Origin of the sequence: Cognatilysobacter tabacisoli, from assembly GCF_003586305.1 — a bacterium.
Taxonomy (GTDB): Bacteria; Pseudomonadota; Gammaproteobacteria; order Xanthomonadales; family Xanthomonadaceae; genus Cognatilysobacter_A; species Cognatilysobacter_A tabacisoli.
Genome location: NZ_KZ987400.1, coordinates 363,636 through 384,650, shown reverse-complemented (window position 1 = coordinate 384,650; position 21,015 = coordinate 363,636). Strand labels below are relative to the sequence as shown.

Here is a 21,015-nt window from a genome sequence, read left to right as displayed (position 1 = left end):
GCCGCTTGGTTGGGCCCTCGGCGCGCGCCGGGGGCCTTTTTCTTTTCCGGGCCGGCTGATTTGGATCAAGGTCGGGCGCCGCGCGCCGGCCGACACTGCACGCATGGACACGACCGTCGCCTCCGCCCGCCCCGCGCTCTCGCCGCGCCGCCTCGCCGACGCCCCGCATCGGCTGCTGTTCTTCGTCGGCGCCGCCAATCTGCTGCTGGCCATGGCGTGGTGGGCGGCGTGGCTGGCCGGCGCGCGCTGGCCCGAACTCGCGCCGCCGCAGCCGTCGCAGGCGGCCGGCTGGCTGCACGCGTTCGTGATGCAGTACCAGGTCCTGCCGAGCTTCGTGTTCGGCTTCCTGCTGACGGTGTTCCCGCGCTGGATGGGCCTGGCCGAGCTCGAACGCTGGCGCTACGTGCCGGTCGGGCTGGGCGTGTTCGGCGGCCAGCTCGCGACGCTGCTCGGCGCGGTCGGCTGGGACGCGGGGCTGGTGGTCGGCCCGCTGATGACGCTGGCCGGCTGGATCGCCGCGCTCGCCAACCTCGGCCCGCTGCTGCGCCGCGAGCACGGCACGACGTGGCATGCGCGCGCGTGCTTCGCCGCGCTGTGCGTCGGGCTGGTCGGCGTGCTGGCGTGGCTGGCGTTCGTGCTGGGCGCATCGCCGCTGTGGGCGTTCACCAGCATCAAGCTCGGCACGTTCGGCGTGCTGCTGCCGGTCTACCTGACCGTCGCCCACCGGATGTTCCCGTTCTTCGCCGGCAACGTCGTGCGCGGTTACGTGGCGTGGCGGCCGCTGTGGGTGCTCGGCGCGCTGCTGGCGCTGTGCGCGGCGCACCTGGCGCTGGAGCTGGTCCATGCGTACGCGTGGCTGTGGGCGGCCGACCTGCCGCTGCTGGCGCTGTCGGCGTGGTGCTGCTGGCGCTGGTGGCCGCGCGGCCCGAAGCCGGCGCTGCTGGCGGTGCTGTTCATCGGGCTGGCGTGGCTGCCGGTGGCGTTCGCGCTGTACGCGGCGCAGAGCGTCGCCTACGTGATGACCGGCGTGTTCTTCCTCGGCCGCGCGCCGGCGCACGCGCTGTTCATCGGCTTCTTCGGCAGCGTGCTGGTGTCGATGGTGACCCGCGTGACCCAGGGCCACTCGGGCCGCACGCTGCGGATGACGCCGACGGCGTGGTTCGCGTTCGCAGCGATCCAGGTCGTGGCGACGATGCGCGTGGTCGCCGAGTTCACCGCCGACCCGCTGCCGTGGCACGTCGCCGCCGCGCTCGGCTGGCTGGTCGCGCTGGCGCCGTGGGTCGCCGGGCTGGGCCGCACGTACCTGGCCGCGCGCGTCGACGGCAAGTCGGGCTGAGGGGCGCGCGATGATCGAGTTCTACGGCCAGATCAAGACCGTGCACATCGCCGCGGTGGTGCTCAGCGGCGCGCTGTTCGCGCTGCGCGGGCTGCTGGTGCAGTTCGGCCGCCCCGCGCTCGGCATGGCCGCGCCGCTGCGCTTCACCAGCTACGCGATCGACACGGTGCTGCTGACGGCAGCGATGATGCTGCTGACAATCCTGCCCGGCGCGCTGTTCGCCAACGGCTGGCTCACGGCGAAACTCGTCCTGCTGGTGGGCTACGTCGGCCTCGGCACGTTCGCGCTCAAGCGCGGCCGCACGCCGCGCGTTCGGACCGCGTGCTACCTGCTCGCGCTGGCGACCTACGCGTCGATGTTCACGATCGCCCGCACGCACCACCCGCTCGGCTGGCTGTGGACGTGGCTGGGCTGAGCGCCGCGCGCGGCTGATCCAGGTCAAGCGCAGCGCGGGGTCCGGCACGCAGTGGCCGTGGATTGACCTCGATCAATTCGCCCGCGACCCCGGGCGCGCACGCTGGGCCCCGACCGGCTCCCATGCCGGAACCACCACGCGACAAGGGGATTCCACGATGACAGGTGCCATCCGAACGCTCGCCCTCGGCCTGATGGCCGCGCTGGCGCTGGCCGCCTGCGGCGGCAACGACGATGCCGCGGGCAAGGACACGACGGCCACGGCCGCGGCCGATGCCGACTCCGGCGGCTCGGCCAAGGGCGACTTCGGCCCGCCGCAGGGCGCGCCGATCGACGCGGTGCTGACCCAGCCGCCGATGGTGCCGCCGGCGACCGGCCGCACCGCGCCGGCGAAGGTCATCGTCAAGCTCGACGTCATCGAGAAGGACCTGCCGATTTCCGAGGGCGTGACGTACACGTTCTGGACGTTCGGCGGCACGGTGCCGGGCAGCTTCATCCGCGTGCGCCAGGGCGACACGGTGGAGTTCCACCTGCGCAACATGCCCGAGTCGAAGATGCCGCATAACATCGACCTGCATGGCGTGACCGGCCCCGGTGGCGGCGCCGCGTCGAGCTTCACCGCGCCGGGCCACTCCTCGCGCTTCACGTTCAAGGCGCTCAACGCCGGCCTGTACGTCTACCACTGCGCGACCGCGCCGGTCGGCATGCACGTGGCCAACGGCATGTACGGGCTGATCCTGGTCGAACCGCCGCAGGGCCTGCCGCCGGTCGACAAGGAGTACTACGTGATGCAGGGCGACTTCTACACGACCGGCAAGTACCGCGAGAAGGGCCACCAGCCGTTCGACATGGAGAAGGCGATCATCGAGCAGCCGACCTACGTGCTGTTCAACGGCGCCGAGGGCGCGCTGACCGGCGACAAGGCGCTGACCGCGAAGGTCGGCGAGAACGTCCGCCTCTACGTCGGCAACGGCGGGCCGAACCTGGTGTCGAGCTTCCACGTGATCGGCGAGATCTTCGACAAGGTCTGGTTCGAGGGCGGCACCAAGTTCCAGGAGAACGTGCAGACCACGCTGATCCCGGCCGGCGGCGCGGCGATGATGGACTTCCACCTCGAGGTGCCGGGCAGCTACGTGCTGGTCGACCACAGCATCTTCCGCGCGTTCAACAAGGGCGCGCTGGCGATCCTGCAGGCGTCGGGCAAGGAGAACAAGGCGATCTATTCGGGCAAGGAGGTCGACTACGTCTACCTCGGCGACCGCGCGCAGCCGAACATGGCCGCCGTCGCCACCGCCGCCGCGTCGGCCAAGAGCGGCGAGCTGACGCTGCAGGAGCAGGTCAAGGCGGGCGAGGCGCTGTTCGCCGGCACGTGCTCGACCTGCCACCAGCCCGACGGCAAGGGCCTGGAAGGCGTGTTCCCGCCGCTGGCGAACTCCGACTACATCAAGGCCAACCCGAAGGCGCTGGCCAGCGTGATCCTGCACGGCCTGCAGGGCCCGGTGACGGTCAACGGCAAGGAGTACAACTCGATCATGCCGCCGATGACGCAGCTGACCGACGACGAGGTCGCCAACATCTCGACCTACGTGCTCAACAGCTGGGGCAACCCGGGTGGCCGCGTGACCGAGGCCGACGCCGCCGCCGCGCGCAAGGCCGCGCCGGCCAACGCCTCGCAGGGCCACTGATCGGTGCGCCGCCTGGCCGCCCTGCTCGTGGTGCTGCTGCCGTTCGCCGGCCTCGCCGGTGACGCGCCGCCGCGCTACGCCGGGCTGCCCGGCGGCACGTTCCGCTCGGCCCTGAACTACGAAGACGCCAAGGACGGCGTGCGCATCGCGCCGTTCGCGCTGATGCGCACGCCGGTCACCAACGCGCAGTTCCTCGCGTTCGTGCAGCGCAACCCGCAGTGGCGCCGCGACCGCGTCGCCCCGGTGTTCGCCGAGTCGCGCTACCTGTCGCACTGGGCGTCGGCGACGCAGCTGGGCGCCAACGCGCGGCCGGACCAGCCGGTGACCTGGGTCAGCTGGTTCGCCGCCGATGCGTACTGCCAGTCGATCGACGCGCGCCTGCCGACGTGGTCGGAGTGGGAGTACGCGGCCGCCGCCGACGAGACCCGCCGCGACGCGCGCGCCGATCCGGCGTGGCGCGAGCGCATCCTGTCCTGGTACTCGCGCCCGTCGAACACCGCGCTGCCGCGTGCCGGCCTGCAGACGCCCAACGCCTACGGCGTGCAGGACCTGCACGGGCTGGTGTGGGAGTGGACCGAGGACTACTCGGCGCTGCTGGTCGACGGCGACAACCGCAACCAGGGCGACGCCGACAACCAGCGCTTCTGCGGCGCCGGCGCGCTGTCGATGGACGACCGCGACAACTACGCGGTGCTGATGCGCGTGGCGATGCTGTCGTCGCTCGGCGGCGCCGACGCCACCGCCAACCTCGGTTTCCGATGTGCCCGGAGTGCCCCATGACGCCCGCGTTGCGCCTGCCCGCCTGCCTCGCGCTGCTTGCGCTCGCGCTGCTCGCGCCGTCGACCGCGCCGGCCGCGCCGCCCGCGACCGCGCTGCCCGGCGATTCGGTCTACCAGCTGCCGCTGCCGCTGACCGACCAGGACGGCCGCCGCGCCGACTGGCGCGCGCGCCGCGGCCGGCCGCAGCTGGTGTCGATGTTCTACACCTCGTGCCAGTACATCTGCCCGCTGATCGTCGAGTCCGGCAAGGCGGTCGACCGCCAGCTGACGCCGGCGCAGCGGCAGCGCCTCGGCGTCGTGCTGATCAGCATGGACCCGAAGCGCGACGACGCCGCGGCGCTGAAGAAGGTCGCGCTCGAGCGCAAGGTCGACACCCGCCGCTGGACGCTGGCCGCGCCGCCGGCCGGCGACGTGCGCGCGGTCGCCGGCGTGCTCGGCATCCGCTACCGCCAGCTCGCCGACGGCGAGTTCAACCACACCAGCGCGCTGGTGCTGCTGGACGCCGACGGCCGCGTGCTGGCGCGCACCGAGCGCATGGGCAGCCAGCCCGACCCGGAGTTCGTCGCCGCCGTGCGCAAGGCCACCTCGCCCTGAGCGCGCGCGCCTCGCCTCCGGCCCGCGCCGGCGGACGTATGTAGGTGGTCCGCGGGCACGGCCCGCCACCGGTTCCCCAAACGCAACGAGAACGACGCAATGAAGCTCCCCCGCACCGCCCTGCTGTCCCTCGCGCTGTTCGCCGCGGCCGGCGCCGCGCAGGCCGCGCCGAACTGCACGATCAAGCTCAAGGGCGACGACCGCATGCAGTACGACCTCAAGACCGCGACCGTGTCGGCATCGTGCAAGACGATCACGATCCAGCTGGCCCACGCCGGCAAGCTCGCCGCGAACGTGATGGGCCACAACGTCGTCGTCAGCGCGACCCCGGACGTCGCCGCGATCAGCGCCGCCGCGATCAAGGCCGGCGCCGCGGCCGGCTACGTGCCCAAGGGCGACGCGCGCATCATCGCCGCCACGCCGATGATCGGCGGCGGCGCCTCGACCAAGGCCACGTTCGCCGGCAGCAAGCTCAAGGCCGGCGGCGCGTACACGTTCTTCTGCTCGTTCCCGGGCCACTCCGGGATCATGAAGGGCACGCTGGTCGTCACGAAGTAGGCGCCGCCCGCTGCACCGGCACGGCGCGCGCCCGCACGGCGCGCGCCGTTTTCGTCTGGATGCGCCTCGACTGCGCCGAGCGCTGCGCCGCGCGCGCTATGCGGGCTGCAGGTTCGCGTAGGCGAGCACCAGCCACTTGGCGCCGACGTCGTCGAAGTTCACCTGCACCCGCGCGTGCGCGCCCGCGCCCTCGACGTCCATCACCGTGCCGGTGCCGAACGTGGCGTGCCGGACCTGCGCGCCGAGCTTGACCGGCGAGGCCTCGATCGCGGCGTGCCCGAAGTCCCTGCGCGGCGACGGCGCGTACAGCGGCCGCGTCACCTGCACCTTCGGCCGCACCTCGTGCAGCAGGTTCGGCGGGATCTCGCGCAGGAACCGCGACGGCACCCCGTACATGTCCTGCCCGTGCAGCCGCCGCGACTCGGCGTAGCTGAGCACCAGCTTCTCGCGCGCGCGGGTGATGCCGACGTACGCCAGCCGCCGCTCTTCCTCGAGCCGGCCGGACTCCTCGGTCGAACGCGCGCTCGGGAACAGCCCTTCCTCGAGCCCGCCGAGGAACACCAGCGGGAACTCGAGCCCCTTGGCGCTGTGCAGCGTCATCAGCTGCACGCCGTCCTCGCCGGCCTGGGCCTGGCCTTCGCCGGCCTCGAGCGAGGCATAGCTCAGGAACGCGATCAGCTCCGGCATCGCCGCGTCGTCCTCGTCGTCGCCGCGGCTGAAGCGCGACGCCACCGAGACCAGTTCGTCGAGGTTGTCGACGCGCGAGTCGAGCTGGCCGCGCGACTCGTTGAAGTAGTGCTCGCGCAGGCCCGAGCGCACCAGCACGTGGTCGATCTTCTCCGGCAGGGTCATCGACGCGGCCTCGGCCTCGAGGTCGTCGATCAGCTTGCCGAAGCCGGCCAGCGCGTTGCGCGCGCGTGCGGCCAGCACCGGCTCGGCGGCCAGCCAGCGCGCGGCGACCCACAGCGGCGCGCCGTCGGCGCGGGCGCGGCGGCGCACCTCGTCGAGCGTGCGCTCGCCGATGCCGCGGGGCGGCGTGTTGACCGCGCGCTCGAACGCCGCGTCGTCGCTGCGGTTGGCGATCAGCCGCAGGTACGCGAGCGTGTCCTTGACCTCGGCGCGCTCGAAGAAGCGCAGGCCGCCGTACACGCGGTACGGCAGCTGCTCGGCCAGCAGCGCCTCTTCGAACGCGCGCGACTGCGCGTTGCTGCGGTACAGGATCGCGACGTCGCCGTGGCTGCCGCCGTCGCGCACCCACTGGCGGATCCGCTCGACGACGAAGCGCGCCTCGTCCATCTCGTTGTACGCGGCGTACAGGTCGATCGTCTCGCCGTCGCCGGTGTCGGTCCACAGCTTCTTGCCCAGCCGCGCCGGGTTGTGCGCGATGACCGCGTTGGCGGCGTTGAGGATGTTGGCGCTGGAGCGGTAGTTCTGCTCGAGCCGGATCGTGCGCGCACCGTCGCCGTCGGCGCCGCCGAAGTCCTTGAGGAACTTCTGCACGTTCTCGACCTTGGCGCCGCGCCAGCCGTAGATCGCCTGGTCGTCGTCGCCGACCACGAACACGTGGCCGGTGTCGCCGGCGAGCACGCGCACGAACGCGTACTGGATCGCGTTGGTGTCCTGGAACTCGTCGACGAGGATCTCGCGGAAGCGGTGGCGGTAGTGCGCCAGCAGCGCCGGGCTGTCGCGCAGCAGCTCGTGCGCGCGCAGCAGCAGCTCGGCGAAGTCGACCAGCCCGGCGCGCTCGCAGCGCTCCTGGTAGGCCGCGTACGCCTTGCGCATCACGTCGGCCCACTCGTCCTGGCCGCCCTGGATGTGTTCCGGCCGACGTCCCTCGTCCTTCTGCGCGTTGATCCACCACGCGATCTGCCGCGGCGGGAAGCGCGCCTCGTCGAGCTCGAGCGCCTGCACGACCCGCTTGACCAGCCGCAGCTGGTCGTCGCTGTCGAGCACCTGGAAGCCTTCCGGCAGCTTCGCGTCCTGCCAGTGCAGCCGCAGCAGGCGGTGGGCGAGGCCGTGGAACGTGCCGATCCACATGCCGCGCGCGCCGTGGCGCAGCTGCGCGTCGACGCGGTGGCGCATCTCGCCGGCGGCCTTGTTGGTGAACGTGACCGCGAGGATGCCGTGGGTCGGCACGCCGTAGACTTCGTTGAGCCACGCGATGCGGTGGGTCAGCACGCGGGTCTTGCCGGAACCGGCGCCGGCGAGCACGAGGTAGTGGCCGGCCGGCGCGCTGACGGCCTCGCGCTGCGCCGGGTTCAGCGCGTCGAGCAGGTGGGAGACATCCATGCGGGCATTGTACGGGGCGGGGTGCGCGGGGCCGATCGTCCCGCGCGGGGTCGGCGCGATCGCGCGGCCGCGCACATGAACGCGCGCGGCGTACGCGTGGCCGCGGTCGTCGCCGTGCTGCTGGCGCTCGGCGGCGGCGCGCGGGCCGACGACGCGGCCGGCGCGCCGCGCTCGGTGCGGACGCTGGCGTTCGACGCGGCGCGGGTCGAGGTCGAGGTCGTCGGCGCCGGCGCGGCGCGCGCCGCGGCGCTGCACGCGTGGATCGCTGCGGTCGCCGGCGACGTCGAGGCGACCTTCGGCCGCTGGCCGCTCGCGCGCTCGCGGATCCGCATCGAGCAGGTCGACAGCGGCGACCGCAGCCCGGTGCCGTGGGGCCAGACGTCGCGGCAGGACCCGGCCGTCGCGGTGCTGCTGTACGTGCGCCGCGACGCCACGCCGGCCGCGCTGCACGCGCACTGGACCGCGACCCACGAGCTGGCCCACCTCGTCCACCCGTACCTCGGCGAGGACGGCCGCTGGCTGGCCGAGGGGCTGGCGAGCTACTACCAGACCGTCGCCCGCGCCCGCGCCGGGCGCATCGACGAAGGCGAGGCGTGGCGCGCGCTCGACGCCGGCTTCGCGCGCGGCCGCCGCGCGACTACCGCCGGCACCGCACTGCGCGAGGCCGGCGATGCGCCGGGCGCGACGATGCGCGTGTACTGGGCCGGCGCGGCGTACTGGCTCGAGGCGGACCTCGCGCTGCGCGCGCACGGCGCGACGCTCGATGCGGTGCTCGCCGACCACGCCGCGTGCTGCCTGGCCGGCGCGGCGTGGGGCGATCCACTGGCGTTCGTGCGGGCGCTGGACGGCGTGCGGCGGCAACGCGATCCGTCCGCCGAAGCCGTGTTCGAGCCGCTGTACCGGCGCCATGCCGAGGCGCGCGCGTTCCCGTCGCTGGACGCGGCCTACGCGGCGCTCGGGCTGCGCAGCGAGGCGGGCCGGCTGCGGCTGTCGGGCGACGCCGACGCGGCGGCGCTGCGCCGCGCGATCATGGGCCCGCGCTAGCCGCGCGCGCCGCGGCCGTCAGTGCGCGCCGTCGGCGCGGTGCGGGCGTGCGGTCTGGCCCATCAGCCGGTCGGTGTAGGCGATGCCGATCGCCGACAGGATGAACACGCAGTGGATGATCGTCTGCCACATCACGCCGGTCGCGGTGGCCTTGGTGCACAGCGCGCCGGCGGTCTCCAGCGCCGCGGTGCACAGCGGCAGGCCGAGCTGGCCGGCCTCGATGAACGTCTTCAGCAGGTGGATCGACGAGATGCCGATGATCGCCATCGCCAGCTTGACCTTCAGCACGCTGGCGTTGACGTGGCTGAGCCACTCGGGCTGGTCCGGGTGGCCCTGCAGCCCCAGCCGCGACACGAACGTCTCGTAGCCGCCGACGATCACCATCACCAGCAGGTTGGAGATCATCACCACGTCGATCAGGCCGAGCACGATCAGCATGATCCCCTGCTCGCTGAGCGTGCCGGCGTCCTGGATCAGGTGCAGCAGCTCCTTCAGGAACAGGAACACGTACACGCCCTGCGCGGCGATCAGGCCCAGGTACAGCGGCAGCTGCAGCCAGCGCGACGAGAAGATCAGGTACGGCATCGGGCCGAGGCGGGGCGGGTTCGGTGACATGCGCAGGTCCAGTGGGGTGGAAAGCCGCGCGGAGCGTAGCGGCGGCCGCCGGTGCTGCCAAGCGCGACGACCCGACCGCGCCGCGCGGCCCGCACCGCGGCCTGCTGCAACGCGGGCGGATGCAACGCTGCGTGCCCCCCGCGCGGTCGTGCCGGTCACGCCGGCGTGCCTACACTCCGGGCTCCCCCGCCTGGACGACGCCGCGATGATCGAGCTGCACTACTGGCCCACGCCGAACGGCCACAAGGTCACGCTGTTCCTCGAGGAGGCCGGCATCGCGTACACGATCAAGCCGGTCAACATCGGGGCCGGCGAGCAGTTCCGCCCCGAGTACCTGGCGATCGGCCCGAACAACCGCATGCCGGCGATCGTCGACACCGCGCCGGCCGACGGCGGCGCGCCGATCAGCGTGTTCGAATCCGGCGCGATCCTGCAGTACCTCGCCGAGAAGACCGGCCGCTTCCTGCCGGCCGACGTGCGCGGGCGCACGACGGTGATGGAGTGGCTGTTCTGGCAGATGGCCGGGCTCGGCCCGATGACCGGGCAGTACGGCCACTTCAGCGTCTACGCGCCGGAGCCGGTGCCGTACGCGATCGAGCGCTACACCCGGGAAGCGCAGCGCCTGCTCGGCGTGCTCGAGCGCCGGCTCGACGGCCGCGCGTTCATCGCCGGCGACGACTACACGATCGCCGACATGGCGTGCTACCCGTGGATCAACCCGTACGCGAAGGCGCCGCTGGACCTGAGCGCGCACCCGAACGTGCAGCGATGGCACGCGGCGATCGCCGCGCGGCCGGCGACGCAGCGCGCATACGCACTCACGAAGCAGGTCAATCCCGACGCCGGCAAGGCCCTCAGCGACGAAGAGAAGAGGCTGCTGTTCGGCGCGGCCGCCGTCGCGCCGCGCTGAGTCCGTCGGCGCTCAGCCGGCGCCGACGGAGCGGTCGCGGCCCTGCATCAGGTCGCGGATGTCCTGCTCGAGCCGCGCAATCCGGCTGCCGAGCTCGCGCGTGGCGTCGCCGTCCAGGTGCACCAGCCCGTCGAGCAGGCTGGCGATGCCGTCGAGCCGGTGCTGGTGGTCGCGCACCGCGTGGCGGCGGCTGTGCTGGTCGATCGCGTCGAGTTCGTGATCGCGCTGGCGCGCATGCGCCGCCGCCCGCCAGCGCTGCTCGCGCAGCAGCGCGTGCAGCCGCGCGGCGCCCCTGCGGTCGGCCTCGCTCCACGGCTCGGCGCGGCCGCGCACGGTCTGCACCCACGTCGCGAAGCTCTTGCGCGGCGCGATCCGCTGGCCGTCGTCGGTCGGCACCATCGCCTTGTCCGGGTCGCCGGCCCAGCGCACGTCTTCGATCTGCTCGCGGCGGAACAGCAGCAGCCGGTCGCCGCCGCCGAGGTGGATCGCCATCACGCCGGCCAGCCCGTCAGGGTCGTCGTTCGGGGTCCGCCAGTCCTCGGCGACGTCGGTCATCGCGACCGGCTCGGCGGCGTGCTGCTGCAGCCAGCGGCGCAGCGACAGCCAGTCCGTGGCCGACGGCACGCGCCCGTCCTCGTGGCGCTCGCCGCCCACGAGCAGCGCGGCGCCGTCGCTTTCCAGCGTGCTGCGCAGCTGCGGCAGCGTCGCGACCAGCGCCGAGTGCGCGTCGCCGGCGCGGGCGAGCTGGTCGCTGATCGCCTCGCGCACGTGCTGCGCGTGCAGGTAGCGCGAGACCATCGCGTCCTGCTCGCGCGCGGCCACGCGCATCGACACGAACAGGCCGAACAGCTCGGCCGCCGCGCGGATGCCCGGCGGCACGCGCCGCGGCGCGCGGTGGTGGCACGCGATCAGTCCCCACAGCCGGTCGCCGCTGACGATCGAGATCGACATCGACGCGGCCACGCCCATGTTGTGCAGGTACTCCAGGTGCACCGGCGCGACGCTGCGCAGCACGTGCTGGCTCAGGTCCAGCGGCAGGCCTTCGCGGCGCAGGGCGGGCAGCACCGACACCGGGTGGTAGTTCGCGTCCGGGATCACCCGCAGGCGGTTGCGCAGGTACAGCCAGCGCGCCTGCGGCGGGATGTCCGACGCCGGGTAGCGCAGGCCGAGGAACGGCTCCATGTCGGCCGGGCACGACTCGGCGATGACCTCGCCCGAATCGTCGGCGCGGAAGCGGTACACCATGACCCGGTCGTAGCCGGTCAGCTGGCGCACCTGTTCGGCGACGCGGTGGTGGAACTCGGCGTCGTCGCTGGCGCTCGACAGGCGCGCGATCATCGCCTGCGCGACGGCGCTCGGCATGCGCTCCGGCTGGCCGTACGGCTGCGGCTCGATCTCGATGTGCACCAGCCCGTCGGCGACGTGCACGGTCAGGTCGCACAGGCGGCCGAGCGCGCCGAAGTTGCCGCCGCCGGCGCGGTGCGCGGGCTGGCCCGGCTCGCTGAGCGCGGCCGCCTCGCCGAGCGCATCGAGCACCTCGTCGCCGACGTGGTCGCGCAGGCTCTGCCCGACCAGCGCCTCGGGCTCGACTTCGAACAGCTCGGCGATGTTGGTCGACACGTGGCGTACGGTCCACGACGGCAGCTCGCAGCTGACGAGGTAACCGTGCGGCTGGATCGCGCCGCACAGGTGGATCGGATCGCGCGCGCAGTCGTTCGCGCTGGGGCGTGCGGTGGTCGTCATGCGAATGCCTCCTCGCGCCCGTGGCGCAGCGCGTCGGCCGCGGCGGCGAACGCCGCGCGCGCGGCCTCGCCCATGCGCAGCAGCTCGTCGTCGGTCAGCGGGGTGTCCTCCAGCCGGTGCAGAACGCTCGGCCAGGCGTCGCCGTCGGCGTGCCCGGCCAGGAAGCGCGCGCCGCGGTGCCGGTCGAAGCCGAGCTCCGCGACGGCGCGCGCGATCACCTTGGCGCCGAGCGACGCGCCGGCGATCACGTACGCCCAGCCGAGGCGATCGGCATCGCCGTGCAGCGGCGCCGGCGGCTCGTCGGCCGCCAGCGGGGCCACGCCGAGCGTCGCCAGGTCGAACTCGATCCACTGCCGGCGCGCGCGTACGTCGGGACCGCTCTGGTCGTCGCGCAGCGCGTGCTCGCCGTGTCGCAGGAAGCGGTGCATGCCGCGCAGGTAGGCGGCGTAGCCGTCGGTGCTGTGCAGCGCCGGCGCGGCGAGCGCGTCGACCTGCGCGTGCGCGGCGGCGGTGGCCTCGCGCAGATACCGGCGGCGCGCACCGCGGCCCGCATCGGGCGTCGGGTCGGGCGTCGCGATGCGCGTCGAATGGAAGGTTGAATCGTTCACGGCGAGGACCTTACCCGAGCGTGATCGTCACGTTCCTGACCGCCATTCATTTGAATGAACGAGTCAGATCGGCGTTGCGCCCGCGTCGATTTGGCGATCCGCGCCGCGCGCGTCATCAGCGGCGTGACGCGGGCTGCCGCGCTCGTCGCCCACCGGCGCGCGCACGTGAAAGCCCCGCGCGGCGGGCATCGCGGCCGGTCGGCGCGGCGCGCTCCGGTACACTCCGGGCTCTTCCCGCTTCGCGCGACGCCGATGCATTCGACCCGCACCGCCACCGCCCTCGCCGCCCTTTTCGCCCTCTCGACATTCGTGAACGCAGACGCCGCCGAATCCGCGCAGACCCGCGCGCGCACGCTGACCCTCGAGGCCATCACCGGCGCCGCTGCGCTGTCGGGCCCGACGCTGACCAAGCCGAAGATCTCCCCGGACGGCACGCGCGTGGGCTTCCTGCGCGGCAAGGACGGCAACCGCAACCGGCTCGACCTGTGGGCGTACGACGTCGCCAGCGGCCGCGCCGCGCTGCTGGTCGATTCGGCGGTGGTGCTGCCGGGCGAAGAGACCCTCAGCGACGCCGAGAAGGCGCGGCGCGAGCGCCAGCGCATCGCCGCGCTCAGCGGCATCGTCGACTACCAGTGGGCGCCGGACGGCCAGCGCCTGCTGTTCCCGCTCGGCGGCGAGCTGTACCTGTACGACCTGGGCAAGTCCGGCCAGGACGCGGTGCGCAAGCTCACCAACGGCGAAGGCTTCGCCACCGACCCGAAGCTGTCGCCGCGCGGCGGCTTCGTCAGCTTCGTGCGCGACCGCAACCTGTGGGTGATCGACCTGGCCAGCGGCACGCCGCTGCAGCTGACGTCCGACGGCAGCGCGACGATCGGCAACGGCGTCGCCGAGTTCGTCGCCGACGAGGAGATGGCGCGGCACACCGGCTACTGGTGGGCGCCGGACGACTCGGCGATCGCGTTCGCCCGCATCGACGAATCGCCGGTGCCGGTGCAGAAGCGCTACGAGGTCTACCCGGACCGCACCGACGTGATCGAGCAGCGCTACCCCGCAGCCGGCGACCCGAACGTGCGCGTGCAGCTGGGCGTGATCGCCCCGGCCGCCAACGCGACGCCGCGCTGGATCGACCTCGGCGACGAGACCGACATCTACCTGGCGCGCGTCGACTGGCGCGATCCGAACCGGCTGACGTTCCAGCGCCAGGACCGGCTGCAGCACGTGCTCGACCTGGTCGAGACCGACCTGGCCAGCGGCCGCCAGCGCCGGCTGCTGCGCGAGACCGCGAAGACCTGGGTGCCGCTGCACGACAGCCTGCGCTTCCTGTCCGGCGACCGCCTGCTGTGGAGCAGCGAGCGCAGCGGCCACGAGCACCTGTACCTCGTGGACGCCAGCGGCAAGGCGCGGGCGCTGACGTCGGGCGCGTGGGACGTCGACGAGCTGCATGCGGTCGACGAGGCCGGCGGCTACGCCTACTTCAGCGCGAGCAAGGACGGCCCGACCCAGAAGCACGTCTACCGCGTGCCGCTGGCCGGGGGCGCGGTCGAGAAGCTCAGCACCGAGCCCGGCCAGCACCAGGCCGTGTTCGCGCGCAACGCCAGCGTCTACGTCGACAGCTGGTCGACGCCGGGCACGCCGCCGCAGATCACCCTGCACCGCAACGACGGCAGCCGCGTCGCGGCGCTGGTCGACAACGTGCTCGACGATCCGAAGCATCCGTATGCGCCGTACCGGGCCGCGCACCGCACGCCGACGTTCGGCACGCTGACCGCGGCCGACGGCCGGACGCCGCTGCACTACAGCCTGATCACCCCGCCCGGCTTCGACGCATCCAAGCGCTACCCGGTGGTGGTGTACGTCTACGGCGGACCGGCCGCGCAGACCGTCACCGAAAGCTGGCCCGGCCGCAGCGACCACTTCTTCAACCAGTACCTGGCCCAGCAGGGCTACGTGGTGTTCAGCGTCGACAACCGCGGCACGCCGCGGCGCGGCGCGGCGTTCGGCGGCGCGCTGTACGGCCGCCAGGGCACGGTCGAGGTCGAGGACCAGCTCAAGGGGGTGGAGTGGCTGCGCAAGCAGCCGTGGGTCGACCCGGCGCGGATCGGCGTGCACGGCTGGTCGAACGGCGGCTACATGACCCTGATGCTGCTGGCCAAGGGGGCCGACGCCTACCGGTGCGGGGTCGCGGGCGCGCCGGTCACCGACTGGGCGCTGTACGACACCCACTACACCGAGCGCTACATGGGCCTGCCGAAGGACAACGTCGCCGGCTACAGGGAGGCGTCGGTGTTCACCCACCTCGACGGCATCCGCCCCGGCGCGCTGCTGCTGGTGCACGGCATGGCCGACGACAACGTGCTCTTCAGCAATTCGACCAAGCTGATGAGCGAGCTGCAGAAGCGCGGCACCGCGTTCGAGCTGATGACCTACCCCGGCGCCAAGCACGGCCTGTCCGGCGCCGACGCGCTGCACCGCTACCGCGTGACCGAGCAGTTCCTGGCGCGCTGCCTGACGCCGGGCCGATGACGGCACGCACGCCGGCGGCGCGCGTCAGCTGACGCGCGCCAGCATCCGCCGGTGGCCGATCAGCCGCGCCCAGCGCGTGCCGAGGTCGACCAGGCACACGTAGCCGGCCTCGCCGGCGAGCCGCGCGAGCGTGCGCGGGTCCAGCCGCAGCGCCGGCTCGGCCGCGCACAGCGCCGGGTCGAACCCGAGCTGGCGCGCGAACAGCGCGCAGCGCGCCAGGTGGTAGCGGCTGCTGAGCAGCACGACCGGACGGCGCGCGTCGTCGCCGAGCAGGGCGCGCGCGTTGCGCAGGTTCTGCAGGGTGTCGCGCGAGGCCGCCTCGAGCCGCAGCGGCGCGTCGGCGGCAAGCCCTCGCTCGATCAGCCCGCGGCGCGCCAGTTCGGCCTCGCTCGGCGCCCCGGGCGGGCCGCCGCCGAGCAGCACCAGCGCCGACGGCGAGCGTTCGCGCCACAGCGCCGCGGCGCGGTCGAGCCGCACCGCGAAGTCGGCATCGAGGCGGCCGCCGGGCGCGTGCTTGCCGAACACCAGCACGCAGCCGTCGCGCGCCGGCACGCACGGCGCGCGCCGCGCGATCGCCCACACGTGCACCAGGTAGGCCAGGTACAGCAGCCCGCCGCTGAGCGCGCACGCGAGCAGCGCGACGCCGCTGGCATGCAGCACGTCGCGGTCGCCGAACAGCGTCAGGCGGTGGGCGGTGCGGGTGGTCATCGAACATCCCCGGGGAGCCCGTCCAGTCTACGGCCGGGCGGGACGACCTGAACGCGTTGCGGACCGACACAGGAGTGATCGAAAACGCGCTGGCTATACTCGCTGCCTGTCCTGCCGGAGTTCTGCGTGACCCACGCCGCCCCGCTTCCCGCCCCGATGCCGCCGCTGGCGATCCGCGCGTACACCGCGACCACCGCGCTCGGCCGCGGCACCGCCGCGCAGGCGCACGCGCTGGCCGACTCGCGCAGCGGGCTGCGCCGCAACGATTTCGGCAGCGACCCGCTCGACACCTGGATCGGCCGCGTCGACGGCGTCGAGGACACACCGCTCCCCGACGCGCTCGCGCACTGGGAGTGCCGCAACAACCGGCTGGCGTGGATCGCGCTGCACCAGGACGGCGTGCCGGCGGCGCTCGCCGACGCCGTCGCGCGCCACGGCGCCGACCGCGTCGCGCTGGTCGTCGGCACCTCGACCGCCAGCATCGGCGCCACCGAAGAGGCGTACACAAGGCTCGACGACGGCCGCTTCCCGCCGGACCTGATGCGGCTCGGCGTGCACCACCCGCATTCGCTCGGCGGCTTCCTGCAGGAGGCGACCGGGCTGCGCGGTCCGTGCGTGACTGTCGCGACGGCGTGCTCGTCCAGCGCCAAGGTGTTCGCGCAGGCCGCGCGCCTGATCCACGCCGGCCTGGCCGATGCCGCGCTGGTCGGCGGCGTCGACACGCTGTGCGGCAGCGTGCTGTTCGGCTTCAACTCGCTGCAATTGGTCTCGACCGCGCCGTGCCGGCCGTTCGACGCCGCGCGCGACGGCCTGTCGCTCGGCGAGGCCGGCGGCTTCGCGCTGCTCGAGCGGGCCGCGCCCGACGAGCGCGACGGCCTGCAGCTGCGCGGCTATGGCGAATCCAGCGACGCCCACCACATGTCCGCGCCGCACCCGCAGGGGCTCGGCGCGCAGGCGGCGATGCGCGCCGCGCTCGCGCGCGGCGGCGTCGCGCCGGCGGACGTCGGCTACCTCAACCTGCACGGCACCGCGACGCCGGCCAACGACACCGTCGAGGCCGGCGCCGTCGCGGCGCTGTTCCCGCCGACGCTGCACGCCAGCTCGACCAAGGGCTGGACCGGGCACACGCTCGGCGCGGCCGGCATCGTCGAGTCCGTCGTCGCGCTGCTGGCATTGGAGAACGGACTGATGCCCGGCACCCTCAACAGCGCCGACCCCGACGTCGCGTGCGGCCCGCAGGTGCGCTTCGCGCATGCGCACGGCGCGCCGCGCTACGCGATGAACAACTCGTTTGGCTTCGGCGGCAACAACTGCTCGCTGCTGTTCGGCCGCGCCGACGCCGCAGCGGCGACGGTGTCCGCATGACGGCGCCGAGCGCACTGACCGCGACGGTCGAGGGCATCGGCTTCTGGACGCGCGGGCTGCCGTCGTGGGACGACGCGTGCGCGTTCGCCAACGGCGGCGCGCTGGTCGACGGCGCGCCGCAGCGGCCGTCGCCCGAACTGCTGCCGGCCAACGAGCGCCGGCGCGCGCCGGAGACGGTCGCCGTCGCGCTGCAGGTCGCGCAGGCCGCGTGCGCCGCCGCCGGCCGCGACCCGGCCACGCTGCCGTCGGTGTTCGCGTCGGGGCACGGCGACTTCGCGATCACCGACTACGTCTGCACCACGCTCGCCGACGACGCGCGCGCGATGTCGCCGACCAAGTTCCACAATTCGGTGCACAACGCCGCCGCCGGCTACTGGACGATCGGCACCGGCTGCATGCAGGCCGCGACCGCGATCGCCGCGTTCGACGGCAGCTTCGCCCAGGGCCTGGTCGAGGCGATGGCGCAGCTGCACGAGGGCGCCGATGCGGTGCTGCTGGTCGGCTACGACGCCGCGGCGGTCGGCGGGCTGGCCAGCGTCGCCGACAGCACCGGCCTGCTCGGCGGCGCGCTGGTGCTGTCGCGCGCCGCGCGGCCGGGCGCGCCGACGATCACCCTCGCGTTCGAGGACGGCGACGGCGATGCCGACGGCGCGCTGCTGCGCCACGGCCGCGGCAATGCGATGGCGTCGATGCTGCCGCTGTTCGACGCGCTCGCGACCGGCGCCGGCGAGGCGCGGCTGCGCGCCGGCCCGGGGCGCGCGCTGCGTTTGCAGATCGTGCACGGCGCCGCTGCCAAGGTGGCCGCGCATGCCTGACCGTCGCCTTCCCGATCGCACCAACGTCGCCGTCGTCATCCCGGCGCTCAACGAGGCGCTGCGCATCCGCGGCGTCGTCACCGAGGCGCTGGCCGAGTGCCCGAACGTCATCGTCATCGACGACGGCTCCGACGACGGCACCGCCGACTGCATCGCCGACCTGCCGGTCACGGTGATCCGCCACGAGCGCCGCATGGGCAAGGGCGCGAGCCTGCGCGACGGATTCCGCGAGGCGCTGGCGCGCGGGTTCGCCGGCGTGCTGACGATGGACGGCGACGGCCAGCACGCGGCCAGCGACCTCCCACGCCTGCTCGACGCCGCGCGCCGCCACCCGCGCTGCATCGTGATCGGCGCGCGCCTGCGCAAGCGCGCCTCGCAGCCGACCTACCGCCGCATCGCCAACGAGTTCGGCGACTGGGGCATCGCGTGGGGCTGCGGCTACCGCATCGCCGACACCCAGAGCGGCCAGCGCTACTACCCGGCCGCCGTGTGCGCGCTCGGCGACGTCCCGGGCGAGGACTTCGTGTTCGAGGCGCAGATCCTGATCTCGTCCGCGCGCGAGCTCGGCTATGGCGCGGTGTCGGTGCCGATCGAGTCGCGCTACCAGGCCCCGGACGGCCCGCGCGAGTTCCGCAAGAGCCACTTCCGCCCGCTGCACGACCTGTACCGCATCACCTCGCACGTGGTCGCCCAGGTGCTGGCCCGCGGCGACGTCATGCGCGAGTACCTGCGCACCCGCGGCACCCCGCCGCTGATCGACGACCCGAGCGGTGAGTTCGCCCGCGGCGTCCCGGCCCAGCAGACCGACCCGACATGAGCCACTCCGCCGCAACGCCCGACACCCGCGACGTCGTGGTCCTCGGCGGCGGCCTCGCCGGCCTGACCCTGGCGATCCAGCTCAAGCAGCAGCTCGGCGACGTCGACGTGGTCGTCGTCGAGCGCAACGCGCACCCGGTGCGCGAGGCCGCGTTCAAGGTCGGCGAGTCGACGGTCGAGATCGGCGCGCGCTACCTCGCCGACGGACTCGGCCTGCGCGACCACCTCGACGCCGAGCAGATCCGCAAGTTCGGCTTCCGTTTCTTCTTCAGCGACGGCCAGCCGGCGCTGGAGCCGTGCACTGAACTGGGCGTCAGCCGGATCCTGCCGACGCCGTCGTGGCAGATCGACCGCGGCCGCTTCGAGAACTTCCTCGGCCAGCGCGCGCGAGAGCTCGGCGTCGACTTCCGCGACGGCGCCGTGGTGCGCACGCTGGACCTGGCCGACGGCGACGCACCGCACGCGGTCGGGATCGAGTCGGCCGACGGCGCGCAGACGCTGCACGCGCGCTGGGTCGTCGACGCGTCCGGCCGCGCCGGCCTGATCAAGCGCAAGCTCGGGCTCGCGCAGGCCAACACCCACGACGCCAACGCGGCGTGGTGGCGGGTCGAGGGCATCATCGACCCGAACGCGTGGTCGAACGACGCCGCCTGGCTCGGCCGCTGCGACCCGCCCGACCGCTGGCGTTCGACCAACCACCTGTGCGGGCCGGGCTACTGGTTCTGGCTGATCCCGCTGGCGTCGGGCGCGCACTCGCTCGGCATCGTCTGCGACGCGGCGATGCACCCGCTGCAGACGATCAACACCCACGAGCGCGCGATGGAGTGGCTGCGCACGCACCAGCCGGCCGTGGCCCGCGCGCTCGATGCGCGCGGCGCGGCGCTGCAGGACTTCGCGTTCCTGCGCCACTACTCGCACGGCTGCCGGCAGGTGTTCTCAGGCGACGGCCGCTGGGCGATGACCGGCGAGGCCGGCGTGTTCCTCGACCCGTTCTACTCGCCGGGCACCGACTTCATCGCGATCGCCAACACCTACATCGTCGACCTGATCGGCCGCGACCGCGCGGGGCGCGCGTTCGCGCCGTACGCGCCGATGTACGAGCAGCTGTACCAGTCGTTCTACGAGAACACCCTGACGCTGTACGAGGCCCAGTACCCGCTGTTCGGCGACGCGCAGGTGCTGCCGGTCAAGGTGATCTGGGACTACACCTTCTACTGGTCGCTGCTGTCGCCGCTGTTCTTCGCCGGACGGCTGACCGACCTGCCCATGCTCGGCCGGCTGCGCGACGCGTTCACTGCCGGCCGCGAACTGAACCTGGCGATGCAGCGGCTGCTGCGCGCGTGGGGCGAGCGCAACGGCGCCGCGACCCAGCCCGACGGCCGCCTGCTCGACCAGTTCAAGCTCGACTGGTTCCTCGAGATGAACCGCGCGCTCAACGACACGCTGGACGACGCCGCGTTCGAAGCGCGGATCCGCGCCAACGTCGAGACGATGCGCCGGCTCGCCGCCGAAGCGCTGGACCGCGCGCGGCGGGTGCACCCGGGCCTCGACGACGAAGGCCTGGCGGCGCTGACCGCCGGCGTGTCGATCACGCCGGCGCTGCTGCCGCCGGCCTGGTACGCGCTCGAGGGCGACAACGCCGCGGCGCGCGCGGCGGCCTGAGCGCCGCGTCGACCGCTCTCAGTTGCCCGGTGCGGGTGCCGGCGGCGGCGGATTGGGCACGTGGATCGCCAGCCCGTGCGCGTACTTCTGCCGCGGGCTGATGTCGACGCCGACCCCGACGCTGCTGAAGCTGCGTCCGCCGCCGCGGCCGTAGCCGCCGCCGACGTTGACCCCGCCGCCGCCGTAGCCGTCGTCGGTGCCGACCAGCAGCACGCCGTTGGCGCCGAGCTTGGCCGCCTCCTTGCGCATCTTCGCCAGCACCGAGTTCATCTTGTTCTGCTCGCCGTAGGTGAACGGACCGCTGGCGGTGTCGAGCCGCGCGATCTCCTCGAAGCCCACCGGCGGCGTGTAGTACACGCGGACCTGCGCCGGATCGATCGGCGGGCGCACCCGGCCGGTGACGAGGTGCGACGTCGCGCACGCGGCGAGCAGCAGCGCCGCAGCGGCGACCGTCGTGAGCTTCAGCAGGGAGGCAGGTGCGTTCATCGGTCGGATCTCCGGGCGGACGGCGCGAGCATACGCGCCCATCGACCCAACGCCGCGTGACCGCC

19 protein-coding genes are annotated in these 21,015 nt (G+C 73.5%); 13 read left to right on the top strand and 6 right to left on the bottom strand.

Features of this window, described 5'->3' with window-relative positions; genetic code table 11:
- The first annotated feature begins 103 nt into the window (after nucleotides 1-103).
- The 6 genes from D3A60_RS01675 to azu all read left to right on the top strand — a co-directional run bounded on the left by D3A60_RS01675 (nucleotide 104) and on the right by azu (nucleotide 5,366).
- On the top strand, nucleotides 104-1,336 hold the full coding sequence (locus tag D3A60_RS01675; protein WP_119716974.1) for an NnrS family protein: 1,233 nt from the start codon (nucleotides 104-106) through the stop codon (nucleotides 1,334-1,336).
- Between the two features lie 10 nt (nucleotides 1,337-1,346).
- Nucleotides 1,347-1,751: a SirB2 family protein gene (locus D3A60_RS01670; RefSeq protein WP_119716973.1), complete on the top strand. Its 405-nt coding sequence runs from the start codon at nucleotides 1,347-1,349 to the stop codon at nucleotides 1,749-1,751.
- Nucleotides 1,752-1,908: 157 nt separating this feature from the next.
- Nucleotides 1,909-3,435 (top strand): copper-containing nitrite reductase, encoded by a 1,527-nt coding sequence (nirK, locus tag D3A60_RS01665; protein WP_119716972.1) that lies wholly within the window; start codon nucleotides 1,909-1,911, stop codon nucleotides 3,433-3,435.
- A 3-nt stretch (nucleotides 3,436-3,438) separates the two neighbouring features.
- Nucleotides 3,439-4,215, top strand: a complete 777-nt coding sequence (locus D3A60_RS01660) for a formylglycine-generating enzyme family protein (protein WP_231120357.1) — start codon at nucleotides 3,439-3,441, stop codon at nucleotides 4,213-4,215.
- Complete coding sequence (locus D3A60_RS01655; RefSeq protein ID WP_196778608.1) at nucleotides 4,212-4,808, top strand: SCO family protein; 597 nt, start codon at nucleotides 4,212-4,214, stop codon at nucleotides 4,806-4,808. Before D3A60_RS01660 ends, D3A60_RS01655 begins: the two co-directional genes overlap by 4 nt.
- Before the next feature lie 99 nt (nucleotides 4,809-4,907).
- Nucleotides 4,908-5,366 (top strand): azurin, encoded by a 459-nt coding sequence (gene azu / locus D3A60_RS01650; protein ID WP_119716971.1) that lies wholly within the window; start codon nucleotides 4,908-4,910, stop codon nucleotides 5,364-5,366.
- Between the two features lie 96 nt (nucleotides 5,367-5,462).
- Here the strand turns inward: azu and uvrD are convergent, their stop codons facing one another.
- Nucleotides 5,463-7,655, bottom strand: a complete 2,193-nt coding sequence (gene uvrD / locus D3A60_RS01645; RefSeq protein ID WP_119717495.1) for a DNA helicase II — start codon at nucleotides 7,653-7,655, stop codon at nucleotides 5,463-5,465.
- A gap of 75 nt (nucleotides 7,656-7,730) precedes the next feature.
- On the opposite strand from uvrD, the gene D3A60_RS01640 reads away from it, so the two are divergent.
- Entirely contained in the window at nucleotides 7,731-8,699 is a 969-nt protein-coding gene (locus D3A60_RS01640; RefSeq protein WP_157981369.1) for a hypothetical protein, read from the top strand.
- 18 nt (nucleotides 8,700-8,717) lie between these two features.
- Here D3A60_RS01640 and D3A60_RS01635 read toward each other — a convergent pair whose 3' ends face one another.
- Nucleotides 8,718-9,314, bottom strand: a complete 597-nt coding sequence (locus D3A60_RS01635; RefSeq protein ID WP_119716969.1) for a TIGR00645 family protein — start codon at nucleotides 9,312-9,314, stop codon at nucleotides 8,718-8,720.
- 205 nt (nucleotides 9,315-9,519) lie between these two features.
- On the opposite strand from D3A60_RS01635, the gene D3A60_RS01630 reads away from it, so the two are divergent.
- Nucleotides 9,520-10,224: a glutathione binding-like protein gene (locus D3A60_RS01630; RefSeq protein WP_119716968.1), complete on the top strand. Its 705-nt coding sequence runs from the start codon at nucleotides 9,520-9,522 to the stop codon at nucleotides 10,222-10,224.
- Nucleotides 10,225-10,236: 12 nt separating this feature from the next.
- Here the strand turns inward: D3A60_RS01630 and D3A60_RS01625 are convergent, their stop codons facing one another.
- Nucleotides 10,237-11,967, bottom strand: coding sequence for a GAF domain-containing protein (locus D3A60_RS01625; protein ID WP_119716967.1), 1,731 nt, complete (start codon nucleotides 11,965-11,967; stop codon nucleotides 10,237-10,239).
- Nucleotides 11,964-12,575, bottom strand: coding sequence for a biliverdin-producing heme oxygenase (locus tag D3A60_RS01620; RefSeq protein WP_119716966.1), 612 nt, complete (start codon nucleotides 12,573-12,575; stop codon nucleotides 11,964-11,966). Before D3A60_RS01620 ends, D3A60_RS01625 begins: the two co-directional genes overlap by 4 nt.
- 252 nt (nucleotides 12,576-12,827) lie before the next feature.
- On the opposite strand from D3A60_RS01620, the gene D3A60_RS01615 reads away from it, so the two are divergent.
- Entirely contained in the window at nucleotides 12,828-15,098 is a 2,271-nt protein-coding gene (locus tag D3A60_RS01615; protein ID WP_119717494.1) for a S9 family peptidase, read from the top strand.
- Between the two features lie 24 nt (nucleotides 15,099-15,122).
- On the opposite strand, the gene D3A60_RS01610 is transcribed toward D3A60_RS01615, so the two are convergent.
- Nucleotides 15,123-15,806, bottom strand: coding sequence for a YdcF family protein (locus D3A60_RS01610; protein WP_119716965.1), 684 nt, complete (start codon nucleotides 15,804-15,806; stop codon nucleotides 15,123-15,125).
- A 156-nt stretch (nucleotides 15,807-15,962) separates the two neighbouring features.
- Here D3A60_RS01610 and D3A60_RS01605 point away from each other — a divergent pair, with 156 nt between their 5' ends.
- The 4 genes from D3A60_RS01605 to D3A60_RS01590 are packed head-to-tail and all read left to right on the top strand — an operon-like array spanning nucleotide 15,963 to nucleotide 20,464.
- Entirely contained in the window at nucleotides 15,963-17,171 is a 1,209-nt protein-coding gene (locus tag D3A60_RS01605) for a beta-ketoacyl-[acyl-carrier-protein] synthase family protein (RefSeq protein ID WP_119717493.1), read from the top strand.
- Complete coding sequence (locus D3A60_RS01600; RefSeq protein WP_119716964.1) at nucleotides 17,168-17,986, top strand: beta-ketoacyl synthase chain length factor; 819 nt, start codon at nucleotides 17,168-17,170, stop codon at nucleotides 17,984-17,986. The genes D3A60_RS01605 and D3A60_RS01600 overlap by 4 nt, the downstream gene beginning before the upstream one ends.
- Nucleotides 17,979-18,803 carry a glycosyltransferase family 2 protein gene (locus D3A60_RS01595; RefSeq protein WP_119716963.1) on the top strand — a complete coding sequence of 275 codons (825 nt, stop codon included), beginning with the start codon at nucleotides 17,979-17,981 and terminating at the stop codon, nucleotides 18,801-18,803. The genes D3A60_RS01600 and D3A60_RS01595 overlap by 8 nt, the downstream gene beginning before the upstream one ends.
- Nucleotides 18,800-20,464: an NAD(P)/FAD-dependent oxidoreductase gene (locus tag D3A60_RS01590; protein WP_119716962.1), complete on the top strand. Its 1,665-nt coding sequence runs from the start codon at nucleotides 18,800-18,802 to the stop codon at nucleotides 20,462-20,464. Before D3A60_RS01595 ends, D3A60_RS01590 begins: the two co-directional genes overlap by 4 nt.
- Nucleotides 20,465-20,482: 18 nt before the next feature.
- On the opposite strand, the gene D3A60_RS01585 is transcribed toward D3A60_RS01590, so the two are convergent.
- Nucleotides 20,483-20,950, bottom strand: coding sequence for a DUF4156 domain-containing protein (locus D3A60_RS01585; protein WP_119716961.1), 468 nt, complete (start codon nucleotides 20,948-20,950; stop codon nucleotides 20,483-20,485).
- Nucleotides 20,951-21,015: the final 65 nt, after the last annotated feature.